Origin of the sequence: Paenibacillus sp. PK3_47 (genome assembly GCF_023520895.1) — a bacterium.
Classification (GTDB): domain Bacteria; phylum Bacillota; class Bacilli; order Paenibacillales; family Paenibacillaceae; genus Paenibacillus_AQ.
On record NZ_CP026029.1, the window covers coordinates 179,745 to 205,981 of the forward strand.

The 26,237-nt window shown below is 45.6% G+C and carries 22 protein-coding genes; 4 read left to right on the forward strand and 18 right to left on the reverse strand.

The annotated features are described in order from the left end of the window. Nucleotides 1-5: 5 nt before the first annotated feature. From C2I18_RS00915 to C2I18_RS00930, 4 genes are all read right to left on the reverse strand, one after another. A complete protein-coding gene (locus tag C2I18_RS00915) occupies nt 6-638 on the reverse strand; it encodes a GNAT family N-acetyltransferase (RefSeq protein WP_249899420.1) in 633 nt (210 codons plus the stop codon). Next, a complete protein-coding gene (locus tag C2I18_RS00920; protein WP_249899421.1) occupies nt 608-1,441 on the reverse strand; it encodes a MerR family transcriptional regulator in 834 nt (277 codons plus the stop codon). Before C2I18_RS00920 ends, C2I18_RS00915 begins: the two co-directional genes overlap by 31 nt. Nucleotides 1,442-1,562: 121 nt before the next feature. Then, nucleotides 1,563-3,503: an FtsX-like permease family protein gene (locus C2I18_RS00925; protein WP_249899422.1), complete on the reverse strand. Its 1,941-nt coding sequence runs from the start codon at nt 3,501-3,503 to the stop codon at nt 1,563-1,565. Further along, nucleotides 3,500-4,255: an ABC transporter ATP-binding protein gene (locus C2I18_RS00930; RefSeq protein ID WP_249899423.1), complete on the reverse strand. Its 756-nt coding sequence runs from the start codon at nt 4,253-4,255 to the stop codon at nt 3,500-3,502. Before C2I18_RS00930 ends, C2I18_RS00925 begins: the two co-directional genes overlap by 4 nt. A 183-nt stretch (nt 4,256-4,438) precedes the next feature. Here C2I18_RS00930 and C2I18_RS00935 point away from each other — a divergent pair, with 183 nt between their 5' ends. After that, nucleotides 4,439-5,377 carry an amidohydrolase family protein gene (locus tag C2I18_RS00935; RefSeq protein WP_249899424.1) on the forward strand — a complete coding sequence of 313 codons (939 nt, stop codon included), beginning with the start codon at nt 4,439-4,441 and terminating at the stop codon, nt 5,375-5,377. Between the two features lie 31 nt (nt 5,378-5,408). Here the strand turns inward: C2I18_RS00935 and C2I18_RS00940 are convergent, their stop codons facing one another. The 5 genes from C2I18_RS00940 to C2I18_RS00960 form a co-directional block, all read right to left on the reverse strand. After that, the gene (locus tag C2I18_RS00940; protein WP_249899425.1) at nt 5,409-6,413 is read right to left on the reverse strand and encodes a sensor histidine kinase; all 1,005 of its coding nucleotides are present in this window, start codon (nt 6,411-6,413) and stop codon (nt 5,409-5,411) included. After that, nucleotides 6,410-7,099: a response regulator transcription factor gene (locus C2I18_RS00945; RefSeq protein WP_249899426.1), complete on the reverse strand. Its 690-nt coding sequence runs from the start codon at nt 7,097-7,099 to the stop codon at nt 6,410-6,412. Before C2I18_RS00945 ends, C2I18_RS00940 begins: the two co-directional genes overlap by 4 nt. Before the next feature lie 211 nt (nt 7,100-7,310). Then, nucleotides 7,311-8,276, reverse strand: a complete 966-nt coding sequence (locus tag C2I18_RS00950; RefSeq protein WP_249899427.1) for a phospholipase D-like domain-containing protein — start codon at nt 8,274-8,276, stop codon at nt 7,311-7,313. Beyond that, nucleotides 8,252-8,911, reverse strand: a complete 660-nt coding sequence (locus C2I18_RS00955) for a phospholipase D-like domain-containing protein (protein WP_249899428.1) — start codon at nt 8,909-8,911, stop codon at nt 8,252-8,254. The genes C2I18_RS00950 and C2I18_RS00955 overlap by 25 nt, the downstream gene beginning before the upstream one ends. A gap of 108 nt (nt 8,912-9,019) precedes the next feature. After that, a complete protein-coding gene (locus C2I18_RS00960) occupies nt 9,020-9,607 on the reverse strand; it encodes a hypothetical protein (protein WP_249899429.1) in 588 nt (195 codons plus the stop codon). 77 nt (nt 9,608-9,684) lie between these two features. Between C2I18_RS00960 and C2I18_RS00965 the strand changes: the two genes are divergently transcribed. Both C2I18_RS00965 and C2I18_RS00970 read left to right on the forward strand, forming a co-directional pair. Further along, a complete protein-coding gene (locus C2I18_RS00965; RefSeq protein ID WP_249899430.1) occupies nt 9,685-10,536 on the forward strand; it encodes an AraC family ligand binding domain-containing protein in 852 nt (283 codons plus the stop codon). Beyond that, complete coding sequence (locus tag C2I18_RS00970) at nt 10,533-11,417, forward strand: DMT family transporter (protein WP_249899431.1); 885 nt, start codon at nt 10,533-10,535, stop codon at nt 11,415-11,417. The genes C2I18_RS00965 and C2I18_RS00970 overlap by 4 nt, the downstream gene beginning before the upstream one ends. On the opposite strand, the gene C2I18_RS00975 is transcribed toward C2I18_RS00970, so the two are convergent. The 5 genes from C2I18_RS00975 to C2I18_RS00995 form a co-directional block, all read right to left on the reverse strand. Next, nucleotides 11,414-12,337, reverse strand: coding sequence for an alpha/beta hydrolase fold domain-containing protein (locus tag C2I18_RS00975; RefSeq protein WP_249899432.1), 924 nt, complete (start codon nt 12,335-12,337; stop codon nt 11,414-11,416). The two genes, C2I18_RS00970 and C2I18_RS00975, sit on opposite strands and share 4 nt — an antisense overlap. A gap of 168 nt (nt 12,338-12,505) precedes the next feature. Then, a complete protein-coding gene (locus C2I18_RS00980; protein ID WP_249899433.1) occupies nt 12,506-13,063 on the reverse strand; it encodes a hypothetical protein in 558 nt (185 codons plus the stop codon). A gap of 5 nt (nt 13,064-13,068) precedes the next feature. After that, the gene (locus tag C2I18_RS00985; RefSeq protein WP_249899434.1) at nt 13,069-13,701 is read right to left on the reverse strand and encodes a polymorphic toxin-type HINT domain-containing protein; all 633 of its coding nucleotides are present in this window, start codon (nt 13,699-13,701) and stop codon (nt 13,069-13,071) included. Between the two features lie 107 nt (nt 13,702-13,808). Then, nucleotides 13,809-15,047, reverse strand: a complete 1,239-nt coding sequence (locus tag C2I18_RS00990) for an IS110 family RNA-guided transposase (RefSeq protein WP_249899435.1) — start codon at nt 15,045-15,047, stop codon at nt 13,809-13,811. 122 nt (nt 15,048-15,169) lie between these two features. Further along, nucleotides 15,170-15,946, reverse strand: coding sequence for a recombinase family protein (locus tag C2I18_RS00995; protein WP_249899436.1), 777 nt, complete (start codon nt 15,944-15,946; stop codon nt 15,170-15,172). Nucleotides 15,947-16,118: 172 nt separating this feature from the next. Between C2I18_RS00995 and C2I18_RS01000 the strand changes: the two genes are divergently transcribed. Continuing rightward, complete coding sequence (locus C2I18_RS01000) at nt 16,119-16,319, forward strand: helix-turn-helix domain-containing protein (protein ID WP_249899437.1); 201 nt, start codon at nt 16,119-16,121, stop codon at nt 16,317-16,319. Nucleotides 16,320-16,690: 371 nt separating this feature from the next. Here the strand turns inward: C2I18_RS01000 and C2I18_RS01005 are convergent, their stop codons facing one another. From C2I18_RS01005 to C2I18_RS01020, 4 genes are all read right to left on the reverse strand, one after another. Continuing rightward, complete coding sequence (locus C2I18_RS01005) at nt 16,691-17,314, reverse strand: helix-turn-helix domain-containing protein (RefSeq protein WP_249899438.1); 624 nt, start codon at nt 17,312-17,314, stop codon at nt 16,691-16,693. 551 nt (nt 17,315-17,865) lie between these two features. Beyond that, nucleotides 17,866-18,210 carry a DUF3969 family protein gene (locus C2I18_RS01010; protein WP_249899439.1) on the reverse strand — a complete coding sequence of 115 codons (345 nt, stop codon included), beginning with the start codon at nt 18,208-18,210 and terminating at the stop codon, nt 17,866-17,868. A 15-nt stretch (nt 18,211-18,225) separates the two neighbouring features. Then, nucleotides 18,226-24,150: a polymorphic toxin-type HINT domain-containing protein gene (locus C2I18_RS01015; protein ID WP_249899440.1), complete on the reverse strand. Its 5,925-nt coding sequence runs from the start codon at nt 24,148-24,150 to the stop codon at nt 18,226-18,228. Between the two features lie 114 nt (nt 24,151-24,264). Beyond that, complete coding sequence (locus tag C2I18_RS01020; RefSeq protein ID WP_249899441.1) at nt 24,265-26,229, reverse strand: PA14 domain-containing protein; 1,965 nt, start codon at nt 26,227-26,229, stop codon at nt 24,265-24,267. Nucleotides 26,230-26,237 lie beyond the last annotated feature (8 nt).

The following is a 26,237-nucleotide window of genomic DNA, read 5'->3' on the forward strand; positions in this document are numbered from 1 at the left end:
CTGCTTCATTTTCCTTTCATGTAAATCATGTATCTCCACTCCTGCTCACCGAAAAGAACACTCATCAGGACGCTGCGCTTCGCCTCCGATGTCCGGAAGCCAAACCGTTCATACAGCCGCCGCGCCCCGTCGTTACTGCCTGAGACATGCAAGCTTAAATACCGGATGTCCGGCTTCTTTGCCGCTTCACATCGCGCCCACTCCAGCATGTAACCGCCGACTCCTCTTCCCCGGTACCGGGAATCGACCGATATGTCCGCAATATAGCCCTCATGCTTTGCAGGCATGTGACTGAGCAGAAGCAGCCGTACCGCTATCTCCAGCCTTGTCCCCAGCCCGATGCCGTGCAGCTCCTGCCAGACTTTTAATAATCGCTGCGTTTCCTGTTCAGCGGCGGGGGACAGCTGCCACTGCACAGCCATGCTGCCTGCGATGCTCCCGTTTATCGTAACGACAACCCGCTCAATGTTACCGGCTTCTGAATCCAATCGAAGAAGCTTGTGCATTATGGAAGCAGCTTGGCTTTCGTCCATCCGGGGCCCAGGCATCAGCTTGCCTGCGAAACCTTGGGTCAGCAGCCTGCTGACTGGAACCTCATAAGCCGGCTTCATCGCTTCGATAACCATTGGGTCTCCCACTGCTCAACCTCCTCTGCTGTCCGGTGTTGTACGTGAGTCATGCCGCTGATTGGAGCGGACAGCTCATAATGCAGGAGCTCGCGGGTAAACAGGGACAGGTAAGACTTTTCCGCCAAAACAAGCGGCCCACCGAGCGGAATAGAATGTTCATCTGCATATGACAGAAACCGCTCTAAATGCCGGTCAAGCTCTTCTTCGTTCCCAATAGTAAACCGGCATGTTAAATACTCACCCTGCGGCAGCACCAAATCCGGAAGTGTATCGCCAGACTGGACGCAGATCTGCAAGCTTCCCGTGTCTGTATACACATAGTGCAGATCACTTTCATGAAGGCGGGCCAGTGTACTGTCCTGTTGAACCAGCATGCGTGCACTCAGCGCTGTATCGGGACCGGTTTCAATCCAGCAGCTAAGCGGAAGGGCTTCTCTGTTGGTGACCATGTACTCGTTCGTTCTCCGTCCAAAATTGTCGTATTCTTCAAGCACCTTCGTCATAAAACCGCTGAGCTGCTGCAGCCGCTCAATCTCCTGCTCCACAGTGGACACCGATTGCTGCAGCAGGTGCTGCATCCCTTCTTCCGTCCCCTTCTCCATCCACTCGCGGATGGCTTGGACAGACAACCCCAGCTTGCGCAGCAGCAGAATGTGGGAGAGCTGGTAGACTTCATCGATGCCGTACATGCGGTAGCCGTTGTCATCCGCATAAGCCGGAGGCAGCACACCCTTTTCCTCAAAATACCGGATCTGGTGCGTGGACACCTGCATGAGCGCGGCCAGCTCGCTGATGGTAATTTCTTGTTTCACTTTGTCTCACTCCTTACAGCTTAAGATACACCTTAGGTCAGACCTAATGTCAACTCTCTATTCAAAGATCAAAAAAAGAACCTCTTATCGAGATTCTTTTAATAACATCTGTAATCCATCCCTACAACGACTCCCGGATCACCCTCTTATAATACAGCACAGACAGGAAGCCGAAGATCGAGTACAGCACGGTATACAGCAGCATGACGATGATCATCGGGGTCAGCATCTCCGTACCGAAGAAGAACCAGCCCGATTTGACGGCAAAATAGCTGTGGCACAAGCCGACGACCAGCGGAATGCCGAAGTTGAACAGCTGCTTGAACTGGATGCCGCGCAGCAGGTCACCTTGCGTGAAGCCCAGCTTCCGCAAAATTGTGTACCCTGCTTTCTCCTCTTCCCCTTCATCCATCTGCTTAAAGTACAGAATACAGCCGGAGGTAATGAGGAAGGTCAATCCCAGGAACCCGACGATGAACATAATCAATCCCATGTTGTTGCGCTGGTTCAATTCATATTGATACTGGGAAAAGCTTGGCGATCTCGGTTCATTATCGTTGTAAATTTGATTGGCTTCTTGTATTTGTGAACGGTCAGCCAGGTCGATGCCGTAATACGCGGCCAATTTTTCGCTCTTTTGCAGGGCCGGATCAATCAGCTGGAGGAATTCCTGGAATACAGTATCATCTACGACAAAAATTCCTGCGCCCCCGCTGTAATAATAGGGCAATACGGATTCATCTGAAACACCTGTAAGCTGCAGTTTAGTTACGCCTTCCGTAGTCTTGAAACCTAGTTCACCGGTCTCCTTCAGAGACACAAAGTTTTTTAGTGCACTGCTGTAGCCTATGATCCGGGTTTCGCCCGGTTTGAGATCCATGCCTTCTACATCTCTCTCACTGATCACCGAGGTGGACAGCAATTGGTCCTCAGGATCCTTGAAGATTGCAGTGTCCATAATTTGCGCTGCATCCACTTCCATCTTTACAGGCTGAATTTTAATCTCCTTATAGCGGATTCCCTTGGCATCCAGCGCCTGGACAAACTTCTCTTTGGCTTCCAGCTCGGCATACCCGAAGTCATTCGGGGAGCTTTCTTTAGCCGTCGCTTCTGCCGAATAATAGGAGATATAGCTCAGGGACAGCAGGCCGATCGCCAGCGCCGACACTGTAGTAATAATCGTCAGCAGCAGCGCGTTCGATTTCATCCGGAACATGATTGACGAAAGGGACAGCACCTCATTGATCGACAGATATCCCTTTTTACTCTTGCGGACCGCATTGAACACAAAGCTGACAGAGCCTTTATAAAAAAGATACGTCCCCACAATAACCAGACCCAGAATAAGCACCATCGCAATCATCAGCTCATTCATCGCCGTAAATTTGCCGCTGAACAGCTGGGTAGAAGTGTAATAACCTGCCCCGACAAACCCTAGCCCCAGAAGACCGAGAATGATTTCCCAGACGGACATTTTTTTGATCCGCTCCTGGGCAGTTGAATTCACTTTGAATAAGGAAAGAATGCTTTGGCCTTTTATAAAAGTGTAGTTCATCAGCATGATCAGCACATAGATCGCGGCAAACACCACAACCGTACGCACCAGGGCATCCGTGGAGAAGCGCAGCTTGGCCATTTCCTCGACCTGCAGGATTTTGAACAGGATCATCAGAATGAGACGCGATACCGCGAACCCGGCGCCGATGCCTAGAGCCATGGACCCGAAATACAGGATCAGATTCTCCGCGCTCAGCAGCCTGAAAATTTTGCCCTTGGTCAGCCCGATCAGCTGGAACAATCCAATCTCCCGGCTGCGCCGCTTGATGAAGATCGTGTTGGCATACAGCAGGAAGATAGCCACAATCGCTACCAGCAGAATAGAAGATGTACCTATGGCCGCTCCGCCTTTGACAGAACCCGCAACCTCATCCATCGCCGGGTCAAACTGCAGGGTCACAAAGGAGAAATACAGTGCCACACTGAAGATCAGTGCAAATACATACAGATAGTAGTTTTTAATGTTCTTTTTGAGATTGCGCAGAATGATGTAATTCAGGCTCATTGCTGAACACCGCCCAATACGCCCTGGGTTTTGATGATGTCATTAAAGAACGACTGGCGCGATTCGTCACCTTTGTTCAGCTGGGTATAAATTTGTCCGTCACGGATGAACACTACCCGGCTGCAGTAGCTGGCTGCCACAGGATCGTGGGTAACCATAACAATGGTCGCCTGACGCTTGCTGTTCATGTCAGACAGTTTGTTCAGCAGATCAGATGCGGACTTGGAATCCAGCGCCCCTGTAGGCTCATCGGCAAAAATAATACTCGGATCATGCACAAACGCCCGCGCCGCCGAGGTCCGCTGCTTCTGACCGCCCGATATTTCCGCCGGGTACTTATCCTTCAGCTCATGGATACCCAGCTCCTTCGATACCTGATCGAACTTCTGGTGGGCATCTTTCTTGGAAATGCCGGTGATGGACAGCGGCAGCAGCACATTCTCTTTGACAGTCAGCGTGTCGAGCAGATTGTATTCCTGAAAAATAAAGCCCAAGTGATGCTTGCGGAATTCAGCCAGCTGCTTCTCCTTCATCCCGGTAAATTCTTTGCCTTCAATTTCAATCGTGCCCTGGCTGACCCGGTCGATGGAGGACAGCACATTCAAGAGCGTTGTTTTGCCTGATCCCGACGCGCCCATGATGCCGACGAACTCGCCTTTGTTCACCTGCAGGTCAATCCCCTTCAGAACCTCCTGCTTATTGAATTTGTTGCCATATGTCTTGTAAATTTTATTTGCCTGTAAAATCACCATGTATACCCCACTCCTTTTCTATAGCTCTATCTTAAGCGGGATTGCACTTGTTTTCCTGCGATTCACCGAACAATATGAAGGGGCATGTGACATTATCGTCACATGCCTGTTATTCCCGGTGATATATTTAACAGGGGAGCCATTCCTCAGAATTCTTTGTCACTGTTTAAAAAGGAGGCTGTCATGACACATCCCTTTGTCACCGCACTCACCAACCACTCGCTTTCGGAATTGCAGATGATACCCAAAAGTGATCTTCACAATCATGCGGGACGCGGAGGAAACCGCAGATATATCGAAGCCTGGGCCAACACCCCCATCCGGCCGCCTGCTGCCAAATTCGCCTCCTTGGCGGAAATGCAGGAGTGGTTCACCAGCCATGTAAAATGCCACTGCCCGGGGTTCGGAGGATACCTGAAACGCATAGAGGCTTCCTTTGTTCAGGCTGCTTGCGATCGTATTGAGCTGCTGTCCATGAGCTTTGGACCGGACGAAATCGGCCTGCTGGGCGGCATGGAGGCTTTTATACATACGATGGATACTCTACGCCGGCAATATTCCCCGCAGACCCGGTTCCTGCCGGAATTATCTTTACTTAGCAGTACTAATGTTGATCTTATAAGTGACCAGCTGGAAGAGATTTTCTCGTACCGCTGGTTCCATTCCATCGATATCAGCGGTCAGGAGCTGGCTCAGCCGATCCGCAATTTCCAGGCTATTTACCGTCAAGCGAAGACTGCCGGGCTTGTGCTGAAGGCTCATTCCGGTGAATTCGGCACCGCCGATGAGGTGATGGAAGCGGTAGAAACGCTGGAGCTGCAGGAGATTCATCACGGTATTGCCGCAGCACAGTCGCCTCAGATTATGAAATGGCTCGCATCCCACAGCATCCGGTTAAATGTCTGTCCTACCAGCAATGTGATGCTGGGCCGGGTTAACGGTTATTCCAGTCATCCCATCAGGACACTGTATGATTACGGAGTGCCGGTAACGGTCAACACGGATGATCTCCTGATTTTTGACCAGAGTGTCTCTGAGGAATATCTGAATTTGTACACTGCCGGACTTTTGTCAGCAGCCGAGCTTGATGTTATACGGGAAGCAGGACTGGCAGCATATTAACAAACCCGATAATCCCTTATAATATCCGGCATTATGTGCCTGAAATACTCACAAAATCATTCTCTTTCGGAAAAACGAGAATAAATTTCGCACCAGCTCCCGGAGCCGAGTCCACCTCAATCCGGATCAACAGCGGCTCTGCCACCTGCTTGGTCAAATATAGTCCCATGCCGGTAGCGGCCCCTTCCTGGCGCCCGAGGACAGACGTGAACCCTTTATCAAAAATCCGCGGCAAATCCTTGGGCTCAATGCCCTTTCCCTGGTCTTCAATAACGAGCACAGCATGTCCGTCCGCTTCATGGCTCATCACCGTGATATCCGATGCCTCACTGTATTTCACGGCATTCGTGAGCAGCTGGCGGAGCATAAACCCGAGCCACTTGCCGTCAGTCAGCACTTCCTCTACCTCCAGCGATACGTCAAACCCGATGCCTTTGGAAATACACCAGGATTTAAGTGCCCGGATCTCCCGGTTCAGAACCGGCTCCAGCGCGGTGTTCTCGATGAACAGGTCATTGCGCATGAACGGAATCCGTTTCTGGTGCAGCTGCTGGTCCAGCAGATGATGAATCCGCAGCCACTCGAACATCAACTGGCTTTGCAGCGTTTCATCCGGGAGCCGTTCGATCATCAGCTGCATGGCGGTGAGCGGTGTTTTGACCTCATGGATCCAGGCCAGCAGATCATCCTTCTCCTGCTCCAGCAGATGGTAATTCACCGAAGATTCCTTCCGGTAACGTTCCGTCTGTGAAGTTACAGCCTCCTGTACAATGTTCTCAAATGGACTGCCCGCCTCCCTGAACATTTCCAGATCATACACCTCATCCCAGGATTCTATTGTCCTGTAGAACCGGGTCTCTCTTTGGTATCTCAAAAAAACAAACAGTGTGCAGACCAGCACGTTCAGCAGCACGATGTACAGAATCGGCAGAAACGGAATGGAGGCATCTACGTACGCCACGAACAGAATAACCAGCTGAATCCCGGCCAGCAGGAGCAGCCAGCTGCCTCTTTCCTGTATGTATTTCTTGATCATAGTACTGCCTCTTCGGTCGCCATATAACCCTGTCCCACGCGGGTTTCGATATAGGTGTCCAGCCCCAGCGGTTCCAGCTTTTTGCGCAGCCGGTTCACGTTTACCGTCAGTGTATTGTCGCTCACAAAATGCTCATTGTCCCATAAGCTTTTTATAATATCCTCCCGGTCTACGATCTGATCCTTGCGCTCGACCAGAATTTTCAGGATATACATCTCATTTTTGGTCAGCAGTGCAGAGCCATGGCTGTTCGTTACCGTATTCTTGACGTATTCAATCGTTGCGCCGCGCCACGTCTTCAGCTCTGTCCGCTCACTGCTGTAATTGTACACCCGGCGGAGCGTGGCCTGGATTTTGGCGATTAACACTTCAAAATGGAACGGCTTCTGCATGAAGTCATCCGCCCCCAGCTGCATCGACATGACCATATCGCTCGGATGATCACGGGAAGAGAGAAAAATAATCGGCACATTGGAGTGCGCCCGGATCATCCGGCACCAGTGGAACCCGTCGAACAGCGGCAGCTGAATGTCGATGATCACCAGCTCCGGCTTCACTGACGTAAACTCCTGCAGCACTTTGGAGAAATCGGTAACCCCGTGGACATCGTAGGACCATTGGGATAACCGTTCCTTGATCTCATTAAATAAAGTAACATCGTCTTCAACCAGCATAATTTTGAACAAAAGAGGGCCCCCCGTTAGATTGAGCTATGTAATACGGACATTGTAATTCCAGGGATATAACTTTATAGCTAAACCGTCAAAATTCAGTAAACAAAAAAAGCACCAGAAACAGGCCTCACGGACTGATCCTGGTGTTTCCAAGAATCCCTTATGATAGGTTTATTATACTTTGACGTTTATAATGTTTTCAAGTATGTGCACAAAAATCCCCTCAGCTGAAGTACTGCGTCGCCTTGTTCACATACGTGCTGGGATGAAGCCAAGGGTGCTTGAAGAACTCTTTTTCATCCGTAATTTTGCGTGATACGCTGAGGTCGTAATCGATCATGGACTTAACTTTTTCGGCAAAAGCTTTCCCCTTCACCAGCAGACCCAGCTCAAAATCATGGCACGCGCTTCGTTCATTAATATTGTAAGAGCCGTGGAACACCGCGTGCGATCTGTGGTCATAGGTGATTTTCCAGTGGGAGAACCGTTCCGTAAAGCTGTAATCATAAAAAGAAACCCCGTTTCTGAACGGCGTGTACATATTGCTTCGTACGGAAGCGCGGTTCGTAGGGTGGTCATTGACCTCCAGCGGGTTGCATATCGTCAGATGGCCTGAGCACTCCGGTCCCAGCTCACACAGCCGGTCCCAGAAGGCCTGATCGATCAGGTACGGATTCACAATCACCGTCTCATCAGCCGCATAGGTAATCAGATCAAGATAATACTGCTGGATGAGATTCACCGGATTGCCCGGAAAGCTGGCGAACAGCGTACACTCTTCCTCCCCGAATTTATAATCCACCTCCGGACGGTAAAAAGAGTTCTCCACATCAAACAAATCGCCGCCAAGCAGAACCCATCTGGTATGAAAAACAGCATTCAGCGGCTGGGCTGCTTCACCACGGATCCGGAAGCACCCGTCATGCCACTGCTCCTCCAAGTTAGGAATGCCGAGCGGCCGGCCGTCCACCTGTTCCGTTACTGATGCCCTGATCGTGCCTGCGAACGTATACTGGTCACCAAAATTAATACTGCCAATCACCGCGGTGGTCCCGTCAATAATAATAAACTTCCGGTGATCAATAATATTCAGTCCGGTGAGCTCCATCTCCTCCTGCACCTTATCCTGAACCATCAGGATATACTCCGGCACCCCTTGCTGCTTCAGCTCCTCACGCCTTGCCCCCATTCCCCGGGCGGACAACAGGAATTGAAGGTATTCAGCACCTTAGCTCCAGCCTGCTCCAGACGTTCGGCAATCTTCGAGAAATTCCCTACTTCGAGGTTAAGCCCATAGCCCACAGCCGTTGTAACCTTGTCAACCATCATCCGCACCTCAACTCCACGCTCCAATGCATGAAGCAGTTCATCTGCGATCATGTTCCCGGACTTGTCATTAAAAAACAGCATCACCGACAAATGGATATACCGCTCCGCCTGCCTGATCTCACCTAAAATCATTTCCAGGCACTGCGGTCCGTTCACATAAGGATCTACCCGGTTATGGCGTGTCGTCTGCGGAGCCAGCGCCCTCAGCTTGCTTGAATCCATAGCGTTAACGGCAAAAGCAAGCTGTTCCAGCTGCCCCGCACGAAGCCCTGGAATTCCTGCCAGCTGTTCCGCCTCTGTAAGCACGCCGCCAAGACTCTGCCGGTATGCACGGCCTGTATCACCTTCAAGGACATCTTTTAAATAAACCTCGGCTTCTTCCGCCCCTTCGATAACCTTATGAAGCGAGCCGCCGGATAAAGTATAGTTCACAAAATCAAGGATATTCTGCTGTAATCTCCCGTCCCATTCAGACCTTGGCAGCGTCTTGTTCATATGTAATGACCTCCTACAGTTCGGGTTAGCATGCAAAAACACCTGCCGCATAGGCGGTAAGCTTACATACCCGGGGAGATCGTTTTTTAAACGGCCCTGTGGTGTTCTTTAAAACATTTCATTGATGCTATGAAGCTCGATCCGGTCGCTTTCTGCTCTGTAGTCAATATACTCATGTTCTTCTTCAATGATTAGCTGCTTTTTATAGAAAAATCCAAGCAACCTCTCTGCTTCGGCTTTTAAGGGAGTCATGTACCTGAGGTATTCCGCGTATTCCAGCTTGAGCCGCTCCTTAAATTCATCAGAGGTTGTTATAGACCTAAGCGCGATGTATCTGAGAAACGAATAGCCGTTACAATACTCCTCGTAAAGTACCGCCAGATTCTGCAGTTGCCTGGACGCATCTTCTTCATTTAACAGTTCATATAGCAGCATGACAATCCGTTCTTGCTCAAACTTTCCTGCATGGACCAATCTGCGAATCTGTTGTTCTGTCTCATGAAAGGCATATTTGCCCTTGTAATCTCTTGAAATGAGTTCGAGGTACTCTTGTGTGCCAAAAATCTCTTCCAGCTCATCGTGCTCATACAGCCATTGCTCAAACTCCGGCAGAGCGTACTTGCCTCTTAGTACATAGTATAAATAGCGTTCTGCTGTGGTGGGATTGATGGGATCACCTTCTTTTCCAAAATACAAGCCGCAATATCATCCAAGAACTTCTCCATAATCCATATTATAATATCACTACATCACAGAAAAAGAAGGTGCAGACATTGACGCAAGAAGTGCGGACAGTCGTTTATGATACGGATCTGAATCTGGAGGCTTACCGGTTTGAGGGCATCATGCAGAAATTCCCCAACCATTTTCATGAATATTATGTCATCGGGTTTATAGAGGAAGGCAAAAGACATCTGGTATGCAGCAACGAAGAATATATTTTGAACAGCGGCGATGTGATTATTTTTAACCCGCTTGACCCCCATGCCTGCCAGCAGGTTGACGGGAGGACGCTTGATTATCGCTGTCTTAACATCAATCCCGAGGTTATGCACAAATATGTGCTGGAAATCACGGGTAAAGACTATTTGCCCCGGTTCACACCTGCCGTTCTCTATCAAAGCGATCTGGCGTCGCCCCTCCACGAGCTGCACGGGATGATCCTGGAAGGCCATACGGATTTTCAAAAAGAAGAATTGCTGCTCTTTCTGCTGGAACAATTGCTGAGAGATCATGCAGATACCGGCCCGCTGGCCCCTTCCCGGGAGCTGTCTACAGAAATTAAAACCATCTGCCAATACATAGAGTCAAACTATACGCAGAACATTACTCTGAACCAGTTAACGGAACTGACAAGCCTGAGCAAATACCACCTGCTGCGTTTATTTACCCGGCAAAAAGGAATTTCCCCCTACTGCTATCTGGAGACGATCCGGATCAGCCATGCCAAACGTCTGCTGGAACAGGGAGTTCTTCCTGTGGAGGTGGCTTTTCAGACCGGGTTCAGCGACCAGAGCCATTTCACGAATTTTTTCAAAAAACTCATCGGCTTAACGCCCAAGCAGTATATGCGCATTTTTACCCAACCTTCAGTGGAGCATATAGCGGAGAATACCGCAGGATGAGCGGGCACCAAAGGACGAACGGACATCTGCTGGCGTTCATAACCATCCTGATCTGGGGAACAACCTTTATCTCTACGAAAATACTGTTAACGGACTTCGGGCCGATCGACATTCTGTTCTACCGCTTTATTCTGGGTTATGCCGTATTGGCCGTTATCGCTTGGCGACCCATACGGACCGCGTCGTTCCGTGAAGAACTCTTATTTATGGCGGCAGGACTTTGCGGGGTGACCATCTATTTTCTGGTTGAAAACATTGCGTTAATCTACACAACGGCGTCCAATGCAGGCGTAATCGTGTCGGTTGCCCCTTTTTTCACGGCAGTGTTCGCGCACTTCCTGCTGCAAGGAGAAGCTCTGCATTCCCGGTTTATTACCGGCTTTGCCATTGCATTGACCGGCATTGTCCTTATCGGACTGAACGGCAGCCTGGTCCTGGATCTGAACCCTGCAGGAGATCTGCTTGCTTTTATCGCCCCGGTTGTCTGGGCCTTATATTCTGTCCTGATGCGCAAAATCAGCGGGCTGCACCATTCGTCTGTCGCGGCTACCCGCCGGGTGTTTTTTTACGGACTGCTGTTCATGCTGCCTGTTCTCTTCCTGTCGGATTTCCGCCCGGGATTACATAGATTCGCTGATGTTCCTAGTTTGCTGAACCTGCTCTATTTAGGCCTTGGTGCATCGGCACTGTGCTTTGTTACCTGGAACCGGGCGGTAGGCATCCTGGGGGCAGTAACCACCAGCCTTTACATCTACATCGTGCCTGTTATTACTGTGGCAGCTTCAGCCCTGCTTTTAGGAGAAAAGCTGACCTGGCTAACTATTCTTGGCACCCTGCTCACTCTGTTCGGCTCCTTTATTTCAGAACGTAAGACTCCCTAATTGTTGATAATCGTCACTATTTTCTGCCGGGCGTCCTTGGCTTCAGGGATGGGCAGGATCACAAATACATGGTTCATTTTGGGATAGACAAAAGTATCAATTTCAACGCCTTGGGCTGACAGCTTGTCATCGAGCCTTACCGCGTCAGGATACAGCCCTTCATGGGTTCCAACAAAATGGGCCATTCTCGGGAAGCCTGTAAAATCACTGTGAATCGGACTGATGATGGGATCATCTACTGTTTTATCGTCCGCCCAGAGCTCTGTAATGACTTCGACTCCTTCGGCTGCGAGCATGGGGTCTTTTTTTTCATACTCCGGCATTTCCGGATTGTCCAGCGCCATATCAACACACGCAGAAAAGAGTATGATATCTTTCGGCTGCGGCAGCACGTTCATTTTCAAAAGATGGGCCAGTCCCAGCGCTATATTTCCGCCCGAAGAATCCCCCATGATGGTCAATTGCGACGGACGTTCCACGCTCTCCAGTATTTCTTTATACAGGTCCAGGAGCTTCGGATACGTATCTTTATAGCTGTAATGAGGAACTTTGGGATAGATCGGTGCAATGATTTTGGCATTCAGCGTCTGAGCCAGCCTGTCCATGAACCTCCAATGCGGCGTTAAAGGCTGAAAAGTCCAGGCACCCCCGTGGATGTATAGAATCACCTTCTGTGCCCGGGACTGCTGGTCATTTAAAGTGAATACCTGCATGCCTTCAAAGCTTCGTTCCTGTACCTCGCTGGAGAGCGGAGCCTTCTTAATCGTATAGCGCTTTATATTCACAGCACCCTCAGCCTTGACCAGCTTTGCCGTATTTTCTACACTGGAGAATCCCTTTTTGATGCTGCTTAAACGGATAACCTTTTCAAAAATAAAACTTGGAATAGAGCGTTTTTGGTTATAGATGTGGATAGCCATTGTGTGATCACCTCTATGTATATATAAACCAATGGGGGGGTGGATATCGGGGGGAGGTGGGGAAATAGAAGCTTAAGTGCAGCCAGGTTTATTGGACAGTGGGTGGAGTAAGAAAAGACCCTGAGAAAGTAGCCCTCAAGGTCAGAAGAAAATTACTAATTAGTGTGATTACTGAATTCTCAGCTCATCAAACAGTGCCTTACCACAATGCATAGGTTTTACCCAAGTGCTTATTGGCAAGTTATACATCGTATAAAATCTTGCTCGTTTTTCTTCAAATCCTTTCTTGCTCTTAGCTAATACCAAATTATTTGTCAAATCAACAATTGCCTTTAATCTCATATCAATAATTTGCATATTTAGTTTAATAGCGATATTTTCGCATATTTGTAATGCTTTTTGGAAAGTATCTAATGGATTGGTGACAGCGAATCGAACTGATATTTCTTCAACACCCCCACTTTCTTCCACTAACCCTGCATTAATTTCTATCTCAATTATGCAAGAGTTATCGGTGTAAAAATAATAACATTTTGAATTGCTACCTTGTGACATATCTTTTGGAGTATAAGGCTTAACAAGTGGCAAAGAAGAAATGACATTGCTAACCTCTCTGAACTTTAATTTGTTCGTACCGTTGACTTCCAAAAGATCTTCGTCAAACTCAATTTCATTGCCTTTTGGAACTAAAAGAAGATTAAAGCATTCCATTCCCAAATCATTCACCTTCCCTAGTTTCCATAGTAATAACCCTCCAAAAGTTGCTCCTTTGTAATTCCACGTGCTTTTAACTCCTGTTCTGTTAAAGTTCTTGTTGGAATGTTTTCTATCCCTGCTTGTTTGGCAGCACGCACCCTATGATGGCCGTCCACGATGAGTTTTTTACCATTTACCTCAAATATTTCAACCGCACCACCAGTCCATCCATTTTTCTTCATGTCTTCAGTTAATTTTTTTAGTTGGGATTTAGTGATTGCATCCCCTGTACCTTCTAAATCCCAAACTCTTGTTAGATTACATTCCGTATTATGCACCCAAATGCCCAAATCCGTTACATAATACGTATGAAAATCAGCGACGGTAAAGTTATAAACCGTAATTGGCTTTTCTAATTTAACAAACTCAACCTTATCAATCGTCAGATTGCTTCCGTCAGCCTTTTGAAGTTTATCGCCCACCCGAAGTTCATCTGCAAAGACCCACCCTTTGCCTTCGACCCAGAATGGATGGTTATCTGTCGTCTCGACGACTTGCTCTCCAACGTGCAATTTAATAATATCATCACGTTGGTTGCGATATAAAGCCGTTACTTCTTTGTAAGCCAACTCTCCATTTGAATCATACTCCGACTTTGCGAGAACCATATCTCCGACTTCGATGTCTTCGATATTCTTCTCCCCTTCGTTAGTTATAAACTTAATTCAGGGAATAAAGAAGGTGGCAACTGTTTTCAGCTACCACCATTGTATCATTAGCTTGCCGCCCGTTCAGGTAGAGCGGTAAGACGGTATTCGGTTTTGTTCTTTATCATGCTGTAAAGGATGTTTACTAACTTTCTCATGATACAGATGATTGCTTGCTTCTTCTTTTTACCTTCGTTGAGCCGCTTTTCATAGTAAGCATGGAATAAAGGATTGAGCGGCTTCTTAGACGTTCTAGCGGTCTGAACTTGTCTGACTGCTAATCCCCATAGAATCTTGTTTAACGCTCGATTCCCTTGCCTTTGGTTACGGTCTTTGCCCCTGCCGCCGCTACTCATTTGGCTTGGCGTAAGCCCTGCATACTTGGCTAGCTTGTCAGCATTAGTAAATCGGGTAATGTCTCCGACTTCCGCCACGATTGCCGAAGCAGTTACGTCATCAATGCCCGTAAACGTGTTCAGCTTGAAGTCTAGCTTCTGCATGATGTCTCGGATGTGATTCTCTACATCGCTCATTTCACGATGAACGTCACGAATTTGGTTCACATGACTTCGGACTAGGAAATCCCGATGCTCCTGACCGTTCCGTTTCGTATTCCCGTCTGCTTGAACATTTTCGAGAATGTGGGCTGCTTTCTTGGTCGAGCAGACGTTATTACTGTTCTTCCGAAGGAATAGCGTTAAGTCTTCTAGCATCACTCCCTCAAGTAAATACGGGGAAGGATACTCATGCCAAAAGGCCAGAGCCGTTCTCCCGTCCACTTCGGAGAAGAACTTGCTGTAACTTGGATAGTTATAGCTTAACTGCGTATGAAGCTGATTCTTGAGCATAACGAGGGTATCTCGCAAACCGTACCGCCGCATGACTAGCTGTTTCAGAATCCAGTAATCGTCTTGTGGGTGGGCGTTCGGCAACCTGTCTAGTTCATCCAGTAACAGCTTGGCGATGTTCTCCGCATCCCAACTATCATGCTTCTCCGTCATGGCATAGCTTTTACGTTTCCAGTTCGACAAAGCGGCATTTACTTCTTTGACTATGAAATGATTCTCCACAAGGTAAACGGCTAATGACCTTCCATAGCCGCCCACATCCTCAAGTCCGAATACAACTGTCATGCCTTCCTGCACATGCTTCTTGACCTTACTTACCACCGCCGGAAAAGCGGAGGGCTTGTTCTCAAATTCAATAACCTCTAGCTTCTCATTCCAACAATTGATGACAACAGCGGTATGTGTCCGCTTATGTAAATCAACGCCAACATAAATAAACTGTTCCTTGCGATGTCTCATGGTGAGTATCCCCCTTGGCCGCTTATAGCGATTAGGGAAAAAGAATAGCCGCATCGTCTGTTTAGTATTCTCCCGAAGGGATACATTGAAGGGTAAGCGTGTCCATTCTTCCTCTTTAATCGCTATAAGATGGCTTGATGTAATCCTGTTGCGGTAATTCCGCCATAATGATACTGACCTTCGTAAAGTGCTTTACGGTCAAGTATCCGTTTGACCTGTACTTTCGTGAACTGCTTGCCTTGTTGTGTCGTAAAGCCTTCTTGATTCAGTTGAAATGCGATTTCAGATAAAGACCAATTCGGGTTCTGTTCCCGTATGTCAAAGAGCAGCTTTACTGCTTGGGCTTGCTTGTCATTCACTTCAATTGCTTTCAGTCCTTTACGGGCTTTGTAGCCAAATGCCGCCCGTCCTCCTGCATAGCCGCCCTGTTGGGCTTTCTTGTTACGTCCTCTGCCTAGCTTGAGGGCGATTTCTAACCGCTGATACTGGTCAAGCAATTCCATAAGTCCATTGATAAGGAAATCACTTGGGTCTTTCTTGTGGATGGAATAAGTCGGTTGCTCAATGCTTTTCACATCCACGCCGTACTTCTTGAACTCCCGATGCACCAACACTTTCACGATGTCAGACCGCCATAAACGGCTTGTATTAAGGACAACAACAGCATCATAGGTTCGGGTGGCTAGGGCTACTAACATGCTCTGAAAGCCAATTCTGTCCACCTCAAGAGCATCCTCATCCACCTTCGCTCCACTGATACCTTCATCCGTAAAGATGTCCTGCAAGTTCCATCCCTGCTCCTTACAATAGGAGCGGATTTCGTCTTGTTGGTACGATAAACTGTAACCGTCTTTGGCTTGTCCGCTTGTTGAAACTCTGATGTAACCGATGACATTCATGCTGTTTCCTCCCCCTCCGTTACGATAATTGAGATTATTGTAACGCTTAACCGAATCAATGATTTTATTATATACCGCTTAACCGAAACACACAATGACTTTCTACATATGCGGTGATATAATTGCTTCATAAATTCAGTACGGTTAAGCGTTACTCGTTAGGAGGATAAGCATGGCAGTTCGAGTGATGTTGCGCCAGTTGTTAGAACAGAAAGGAATATCTCAACGGGAACTGGCACGATTAACAGGATTACGAGCAAGCACAATCAACCATCTTTGTTCTGACAATGTTGACAGGGTTTACTTAGAGACATTGGAACTCGTTTGTAAAACACTCAACGTCAGAATTGAAGAACTGATAGAGATTGATTGAGCAAGCATACCGCCCGCGGCGACAGTAGAATCTCTCCATTCATGTAAAGAGTTATTCGCCATCTTACCAATCCTCTCTAAGAACCAAGAATCCCCCGAAATCGCAGACCGCCAACGGCGTGTCTGCTGTTTCTTTTTCAAGTGATTCTTAGCTTGATTCTTCTTTATTGAGTATTGTTAATGATTATTATTAGTGAGACTCTCTGACGGTTGGTAACAGACTTTATGTCTGCCTTTCAGACTCTCAGTCTTGCATAACCGACTCTGAGCCCAAACCATGGACACATTGTCTACATCCCCTGTTTTCTATCCATCAACAGACTGTATGACGGTTGTCATGACAGAGAGTCTGATGAGAGAACAGACTCGTCATTATTGTCCGTTCTCATCGGGCGGAAATCGCTTGCCAAACTCGATTCTCAGGAATTGAGCATAGCTGTCCAGTATTTCCTTTTCGGCAAACTTCTCAAATGGCAGTCGTCGTACATTGAGTTTTTGAAGTTGAGCGATAAACGCCTTGTACTCCTCGCTCTTGATGACTTCCTGAACCCACAAAGTCAGTTCCCTTTCATTAACCTGCTTTCGAACACTGCCAATAAACTCATGCGTTTTCTCGCTTAGCAGCACTAACGGATGGCAGTGAAGATAGTTCGGCAAGTAGTAGGTATTGTTCTTCCCCTGACTGACGAGAATCAGCTTCTTATCAGCCAACTCCTTAATGTGGCGTTCTATCGTCTTGGAACTACTCCCGACATTTCGGGCAATCATCTCATGGGTTGGGTAACACTGCGCCTTGTCGCTCATATAAGCGATAAGGTCAACCAGTATCAACTTCTCGTACTGGCTTAAGCCGTAACAACGATGGATTTTATGTGGTACTTTGGTAAATCCCTTGTGAAGAGACGTGAACTCGCTCTCTTGACTTACCTTGTCCATGTACTCGTTAGCGGCTTGGCGGTTTTGAATCAAAACGAAATCATTCGTCCTTGTTGTCATGTAAATCCCTACCTTCTTCGTATTTGATTACACTGCCGCACGGCGGCTATTAAGTCAGGAAGGCGGCTAGCCTGAAACGCATCCTTACCTGTATATGTCAACTGCTCGTCAGCAGATTTCTTTTTACGATGTAAGTATCGCTCTAAAGGTCAGTTCAGTTGCAAACAGAATCAAATTACTTTATGTTTACCGCCCTCACTATTAATTGTCGTGTTATCCTTCCTAGAAGATGCGACACTTGACCTTTCACCCTCCCTATCGAGACAAGATATTGTACAGTTGCGGCTCAAATTAGAAAAACCGCAAGAAAACGAAGATAACAAAAAACAGGTCAATCATGGTGGTATCTGACCATAATGACCTGTTTGACGTATCGCCAAAGCGTTACATAGGTTATAAATTTCAAGCATTTATGTGCGTACAGACATATTAGAGGAATATTATACGGGGATGATGAGGGTTAAGTTCTTTCGGGACTTGCCGCCCGATTCATTCGGCACTGGGTGGGGGTAAAAGAAAGACCTTGAGGATTGCCCCCCAAGGTCTTTGAATCATTCGTCAAATTTGTTGAGCCAATACATCGACTTTTCTGTACCAGGTAAGGATTTAAGTAAATCTAATGTTTCTTTCTTTTTCAGTTTAAGTGCATTTTGTAGCTTTTCGGGAGCTATATCTCGTATATCTTCCAACATACAGCATTCTTCAAACAATTCGATTATTTCCTTGTTCGCATTATTTTGTTCCAGAAGTTGAGCTACAAAAGGACGGTAAAGATACGCATATGCATCTTCAAATGTTAATGCCCCTTCAAGCAAGGAATCAAGCATGCCAAGATTTAATATACATAAAAACCTTTGAATTTCGTCTAAATGCTTCAATTCAATTTGTAAATTCAACGTACCACCCCTTTATTATGGCATTTGACTTGATGAGTTGCTCCACCCATTTTTCACCTTGACATTAAACACTTGACCAGATTGGCTTTGGAAGTAGTGGATTGAGATTTTTTTACCGTTTGCATCCACACCATCCTTGTAAATCTTGTTCCAAGTACCGGACTCAATAGCTCGTAGTTCCTCAAGAAGTTCTGTATTGTTGACCTTGTTCTTCACAGTTCCGTTTTTAGCCGCTGAAAAACCTTGTGGGTAAAGCGGAGCATCTTTAATTGATTTGAATACATTTTGCAACGCACAGTTATGAACCCAAATACCAAGGTTAGAAACAAAGTAAGAATGGAATTCAGCTACCTCAAAGTTATAGACCGTTGCTTCTCGTGGCTCTTTTTCAATCTTATCTATTGCCAGTTTAGTACCGTCACTCGAAACAAGCAAGTCGCCAACTTTCAAGTCTTTAACAAACGTCCATCCCTTATCATCCAACCAAAACGGATGCTCACCCGTAACCTCGATGATTTCATCACCGATATGGACATAGTAGATTTCGTCAGCCTGCTTTTGGAACAGACCAACGACCTCTTTATATGCTACCTCCCCAGTTTCGTCAGACTTGGCGAGTACCTTATCCCCTACCTCTATTTCCTCGATAGGTTTCTCCCCTTCGTCTGTTTGAACCTTTGTTCCGGCGGTGAAACAATTACACGATTTTTTAGCCGCCTTTAATGCGTCTCCAGCTAGCTCAAATTCTTTTTCAATTAATTTCCCTTCTTTGTTGAGCAGCTGTAACGTTATCTTTCCGCCTTTTATGATCTTTCCTACTGGAACCAAACCTGCTAAAGATAGACTTTTGGCTAATGCCGAAGAATCTTTGTCTCGGAGCGTATTTACGTCATCTAAAATCAAGAAATTAGCGAGACTACCTACCGGCCCACCCCACCCTTTCCAAGGATCTGTTGCAGAATATCTATTTCCGGCAAAGCCACCCCATCCAGGTCCCATCTCGTGACGATGACCTGTTGGATCAGAGTATATTAGAGGATTATTCACAACATACGTATACAAGTTCTGACTCAGCGGATTATCAATCTGCCCTTCATACGTATCCTCATTTAAAAACCGCCCCATACTTGGGTCATAGTATCGTGCCCGCAGATAATAAAGCCCCGTTTCGGCATCATATACTTCACCGGTGTACTTGAAGGAATTCGAGGTTCCCTCCACCTGGCTGGTGATGTTCCCCCATTCATCATACGTGTAGTTATTAACGACTGCTCCACTCGTATTTACAATCTGTACCACGTCTCCGTGGCCATTGTAGAGGTAGTAGTAGTCCTTGGCCGCCTTCTTGTCTTTCTTGACAAGTATCCGGTCCCCACGCACAAAGTTCGCTTGCTCCACGAACACACCATTGACAATTTTCTCTTCGGAGATCACTTGGCCCTGGAAGTTATAATTCACTTGGGTCTGCGTATTGCCGTTCGTCTTCATAAACCGCATGCCGTCTGCATAGTACTTGAAGCTCGTTGCCGAACCGCCTTTGGTCATGCTGGTCAGGGTGTTCTGCAAGTCATACGTATAACTCGTATCCATCGAATCAAAATTCAAGCTGCTTGTATCGGATACGGTCTGCCGGTTGCCACGCATATCGTAGGTATATTTCGTTTGACTGCCATCCGGACGGGTGATGGTTTCCAGCCGATTTAATTTATCATATAGATAATGGGTTGTCTGTGCTGCGGATTCATTGCGCGACTCACTAACCGAGGTCCGGTTACCGTTGTTGTCATAGCCGTAACTGAAACTGGAGAGAGCCACACCGCCCTTCGTATTCGTCAGCGTCTCTGTCCAGCCTAACGCCTTATTATACGTATATTTGCTGACAAGCTTACTTCCGTCTGTCAGGGTCGGATATTCGATTGTGTCTACCAGGTTATTAGCATAATAGCTATACTGCGCATTGACGGACGGATCACCGTTAAGCGTAGAGCTTCCATTCGTCTGCACTTTTCCCAATCGTTCCTTGTTGTATTGGTACTTCGTGTAGAAGTTCATGTACGTATCATTGATCTCCGTCATACGACCCAGAGTGTCCAGCTTATTCCCAATGACCGCGGAGTGATTTCCTGCTTGTAAGGTTGTAGATCGCACTTGACCCAAATTATCCAGCGTTTGCGTTTGGGTAGCGGTAATTACTCCATTCTTAAGTGCCTGGATCGTCTTTTTCTGCGGGTCGCCTGCAGACAGTATCATCTTTATTTCTTCAGTTTGCACTACATCGTTGATATTCCCGCTAATGGTACTGTGTTTCAGTTGACCACTTTCGTCATACGCATATCCGAATGTGCTGCCGTTGCGGTCTGTTTTGGCTTCCAGTTGGCCCAGACTGTTGTACGTATAACCTTCGTTCTGTGAGGCCCCATCCTGCTTCACACTAAGCAGACCTAATTCATTATATGTTTTCGTATTCAGCGTTTGCGGTGTTCCATTCTTGGCTTGGATGGTTACTGTGGACAGTTGGCTGGTACCGTTGTACGTATATTTAGTCGTTTGATTCAAGGCATCCTTCAAAGTAATCAATCGGCCAAGAGCATCATACGTATAAGAAGTTGTAACACCGTCTTCATTCAAGTTCTTATTCGGATCGGTATAGCCGGTGACGTTACCCAAAATGTCGTACCGGTAGGTCTCACTGATCCTTTGTTGGTTTGTAGGCCAATCTTTAAAGGTTGAAGCTGAGCTTAGGTTGCCCCATTCATCAAAGTACTGCTCGGAATAATTCAGAGTTTCGCCAGTGACCTTATCAAGGATAAAGTTGGTGCTGATACGCATTTTGGTATTATAATCACTGACCACAAGATCACCGTTGGCAGTGGTAGCTCGGTTTTGTCTCCCCCAGGCATCATACCCTACTGTAATCTCATTACCCTCTGTATCCTTCTCAAAAATCGGTCGTCCCTGGTCATCGTAATGATAGTGGGCGAAGACCCATTTTCCTGCATTATCGTTCCAGTGCTCTTCCATGAGAGCAAGTCCCAATCCGTTATAGTACACAGCTGAATTAGTTGACACAGATTTGTTCGTGGCCAAGTGAGTCACGGTTTTAATGGTATTCACTTTTAAACTAAATGTTCCCGCATTTATCGAGTCAAAGTTGTCCGACGATTGGTTATAATAATTGTAATCGATAACTTCCCTGAAGGTCTCACCGTTGCTATTGGTTCGAATAGGATAAGTTTCTTTTTTCGGACGACCAGCCGCATCATATTCATACTCTATAGTTTGATTATTGCCGTCTCTTTGGCTCTTTAAATTACCCGTACCTATATCATAACTCATATAGGTCTTTACAATTTTCTGATCCGTTTTGCCGATATTAAAATACTGTTGTTGTTCAGTGGGATAAGCATAACGGCTTTCCGGTCCGTATATGGTTATACTTTTAGCTACTAGTTGACCCTTAGACGTCTTTTCAGCTGTTACTTGGGAGATTCCACCCGACGTATTGCGGCTGTCATAACTGTATGTGGTTTGCTCTCCCAATGCATTTGTTAACGTAGCCGGCCGTCCCTTGTCCGTATAGGTGTATCGTTCACTCAAAGGAGCGGGATCAGATTCATTCTGATACCAGGATTTAGTTTCCAGGAATCGATACTTAGGTTCATAAAGATAAGTTGTGGTATATCGCTGCTTGATTGACGGATTATTGAACTTGTCACTACTTAACGGCTGCGTTTGGCTTTGTACTAGTCCCCATTCATTAAGCTCAGTTTCCGTATACCGACGATCAGCTGTAGCATCATTATCTTGAGCGGCATATTCCAAGATTGTCGACCGTATGGGTGTTTGAGTAAACAACCCATGAAATGCTGTGTTTTCAGTCACGTTTCGTTCTCCGCCAGCTTCACGGGTCTCTGTACGCAGAACTCTACCATCTTTATCAAACGTGTTTGTTGTTTGAAATCCGTTACTGGGGGTATTACTTACTATTTTGGAAGTTGTACTGAAACGGAAGTTATTAGGTAAATGACCTGGATATTCGTTAACTGTATTTCCAGTATAATTTCCATCATATGAATAATCTGTTTGATAGTACGCTTTACTCCCTGTATAGTCTCCTCTTGATTTCACACGATACTCCAAGATAGTATCATATTCTCCTATTTTCCTTGAAACACCATCCATCTCATATTTTGTCGTAGAGTGTGGATATCGAACTTCTTTTAGAAGTGCACTGAAATTGTACCCATAATAAGCGTAAGTATTCATCTCATATCGGTAGTTAAAATAGGTTTTCTCTTCATTTTGATCCGTGAAGGAGGAAAGCACGGGTATAGCCCGACTAAGAGGTTCAACTAAAGAACCGTTAGGAACCTTAGCAATAACTCTATCTTTTGTTAAAACTACCTTCTGCACTTCATTGAGTCCATCAAACACTTTGATTTCAATATTATCCCCGTCAAAGTCTGCTGAGAGGAGGGTGTCTTCATAACTTAACTTGACCACTCGTCCAAGGGTATCCGTGATTGAAGACAGATTTCCACCATAATAGTTAAATGTGATGGTATTCCCGAATCGATCAACAATACCAAGGAGAATACCACCAGTTGAATAATACTCACGCGTTAAGTCAGAGTATTCAATGTATCCCGCGGATCTGGTTTCACCATTACTGAACTGGCCATTGTTCCATGGTTCGCCAACAAATCTTTTATCCTTACCTTTATAATTAATTAAATTAGTATAATTGGAAAGTTCATCTGTTCTCCCAATTTTATAAGCATTCCCTTGACCATCATGATAATACATTTCATATGCTTCACCGAAATTTTGTATATAGGGAAACTGGAACGACCATCCGTTTCCAAGCGTTGGAACAGAATAGTTGTAGCTATGATCCATCATTCCAAAATTTGGATTCCAATGATAACTATGTGTAAAAGGAACGCTTCGATTAGAATTATACATAAGACCTATATCAAGATCTAAACCATCAATACCTGGCAAATGAATAAGATTTTTTTTATAATTCAAGCTCCCCGACACCGGATCAACTACTTCACTACTTTTATTACGGTCATTATACTGGGGTTTATGAATCTGATTAATCTGAGCTTGAACAACTAATTCATCTATGACACCAGAAACTGTTGCATCAAAAGCAGTAATTGAATTAGGTGCTAAAACTTTTTGCAGCACTTCCTCTGATTCGTAGACGGCAGAGGTCACGAAAGAGTGAGCATCTAAAATAGGAACACTTGTAATTTCATCATATACTTCCTTTACAACAGATGAGGTAGAAAAATTGATTTCAGATTCCAGTTCCATCGTTGTTTGGACATCTTCCCAACTTAGTTGCTTTTCTTGCTTCAACTTCAGAATTTCAAGCGCTGTCCATTTCGTTTCCCCCATAGCCAGGAAATTCAGCCAGTATACATCTATTTTGGATGCACCTGACTCAACAAGAATTTGAATATCAGCTTCACTCAAATCGGCAACATCTTGATGAGCTATCCGAGATAAGGCTTGATTAGAATTTTGTTTATTAGATCTGGTTTGTATAAGATTTTTTTTCTGAAGAATTTTAGCGCGTAATGTCTGCAGAATCTGTTGGCTCGTGTCATCATAAACTTCATTCGATACAGTTACCACTTCATCCGTAAAAGGCTGTACAGAGCGTAATGAATTCAGTTCTCCGTCTGGTTCAGGAGTTGAGGAAGGCATAGGAATTATTGAATCGGAAAAAAGTGTGTCGGGTGATTGTGGCGTCGGAGACGGCGAAGAACTTGGTACACTTTTAGTGCTTGGAACAGTTTTAGCCGAGCGTTCCTGACTGTTTTCCTGAGCGGCAGTGGCTTGATTCATAGGTGGAATACCGGATAGGAGCAAGACGATCGTTAAAAAGATCAATAAAAGCTGCTTTGTCTTTTTGATAGATTTCAAAATAAACTCTCCTGTCTTATTAAAAATATGTATTATAATTACACTGAATCGTGGTTTGGCGCATATAAAAAAGTTTAAATTGCTCTACATAGCCACATGATAATACTAGATTTCTTACTCAGTTACATTGACTAAATTCCCGTTCTTATCATAATGATAACGAATAATATTTGACTCTGATTCCTTCACATAGTCCAAGCGCCCATTTATATCATAATGATACTCTAATGGAATATACGATCTATATGGCATATACAGCTGAGACTGAGGGATCACCTCCTTTACCTGCGCTGCACTTGACCATGATATTCGGCAAGATGCAGCACCTCCACTTTCAAAATATTCAACCTGTATATCATAGTTTTGTCCTTCATTAAGATAGATAGGAATACTAGTTAATTCACTAGCCTGAGGAACCCATTTATCTATTAGCAGTTGCCCATTTACCCACAAACGCAAGCCATCATCTGAATCTGCATAAAAGGTATAGCTCCCACTATATTTCGGCCTAAGAGTTCCCATCCACCTTGCAGAGAACGAATCGGCTTCTATTGGGACATCCGGTGACCCAATTCCCCAGTTAAAATTAATATTTGCGTCCGTACGTGAAAGCTTTAGCTCGGTTAAATCTTCATTGTTAAAATATTCCGCCTTAAGTCCAGTCCCCTGCAGTCCGGTAGCTGATGAATAAAGCTGGCTTTGAGGTACGAATTCTTTTTTTTGAGTTTTGCTTTCCCACCAAAGGCCAATAGCTGCTCCTCCTACATTTTCAAAATAATCAATTTGAATATCGTATTGATTACCAGCAATAAGTTGAATTGTCCTACTAGGATACTGACCCGCTTGATTTACCCAACGGTTAAGGATTAGTTTGCCATCGATCCAAAGGCGTACCCCATCATCTGCAGTTAAATAAAAGGTATATTTCTCGTTATACTTTGGTTTTATTTTCCCTGTCCACCTGACAGAAAATGTATCTGATTCTATAGAACTATGCGGAGAAGTATCCCCCCAATTAAAGTTCACATTTTTATCTGTTCTAGTTAAGACTAGACCATCTAAATCCAGATTGTTATAATACTCCGCCTTCAAACCAACACCATCGACCTCAACTGGTATGTATAACTGACTTTTAGGAACTACCTGCTTTGCCTGACTTGCACTCGACCAAGCCAAGATAGCTGTAGCACCACCACTGTTTTCAAAATATTCAATGCGGATATCATAGTTATGTCCGGCATTTAGTGTAATTGTCTGACTTGTTAATTCGCTTGCCTGTGTTAACCATTTATCCAAAATCAAACGGCCATCGATCCATAGCCTCACCCCATCGTCTGCATTCAGAAAAAATGTATAACTTTCACTGTATTTTGGTTTTATTGTCCCCGTCCATCTCACCGAGAACGTATCCCCTTGCATTGAAGAATGGGGAGCACTTGCACCCCAGTTAAAGTTCACCTCTGAATCAGTTCGAGTCAGTTTGAGCTTGCTAAGGTCTGAGTTGTCGTAATATTCGCCTTTCAGACCAACTCCTGCTGTTTCGGCAGGAGGGTTCAATTGACTTTGAGGAACAACTTGTTTTGTTTGACTAGCGCTCGACCACTGCAAGATTGCAGTAGCTCCGCCATCATTTTCGAAATATTCTATCCGAATATCATGATTCTTCCCACTTGTTAATAATATTGGGAGACTCTTTAATTCACTTGCCTGCGGTTCCCATACATCTATTAATAAACGGCCATCAACCCACAATCTTACACCGTCATCAGCAACGATATAAAACGTAAAGAGCTCACTATATCTAGGTTTAATGGTTCCAGTCCATCTTACTGAAAATCCATCTGCTTCTAATACAGGGTTAGGTGAACCCACTCCCCAGTTAAAATTAATATCTGCATCTTTTCGGACTAATTTAAGTCCAGTAAAATCTGCATTGTCATAATACTCACCCTTTAGGCCATTAACATCTGCCGCTAAAGCTAAATGATTCTTTGTAAACAGAATCATTTTTATTTCTAAACCATTAAATACAGGAACAAGAATTATCAAAAATAACAGAATTCTTTTTATTAATCTCAAGTTCTATT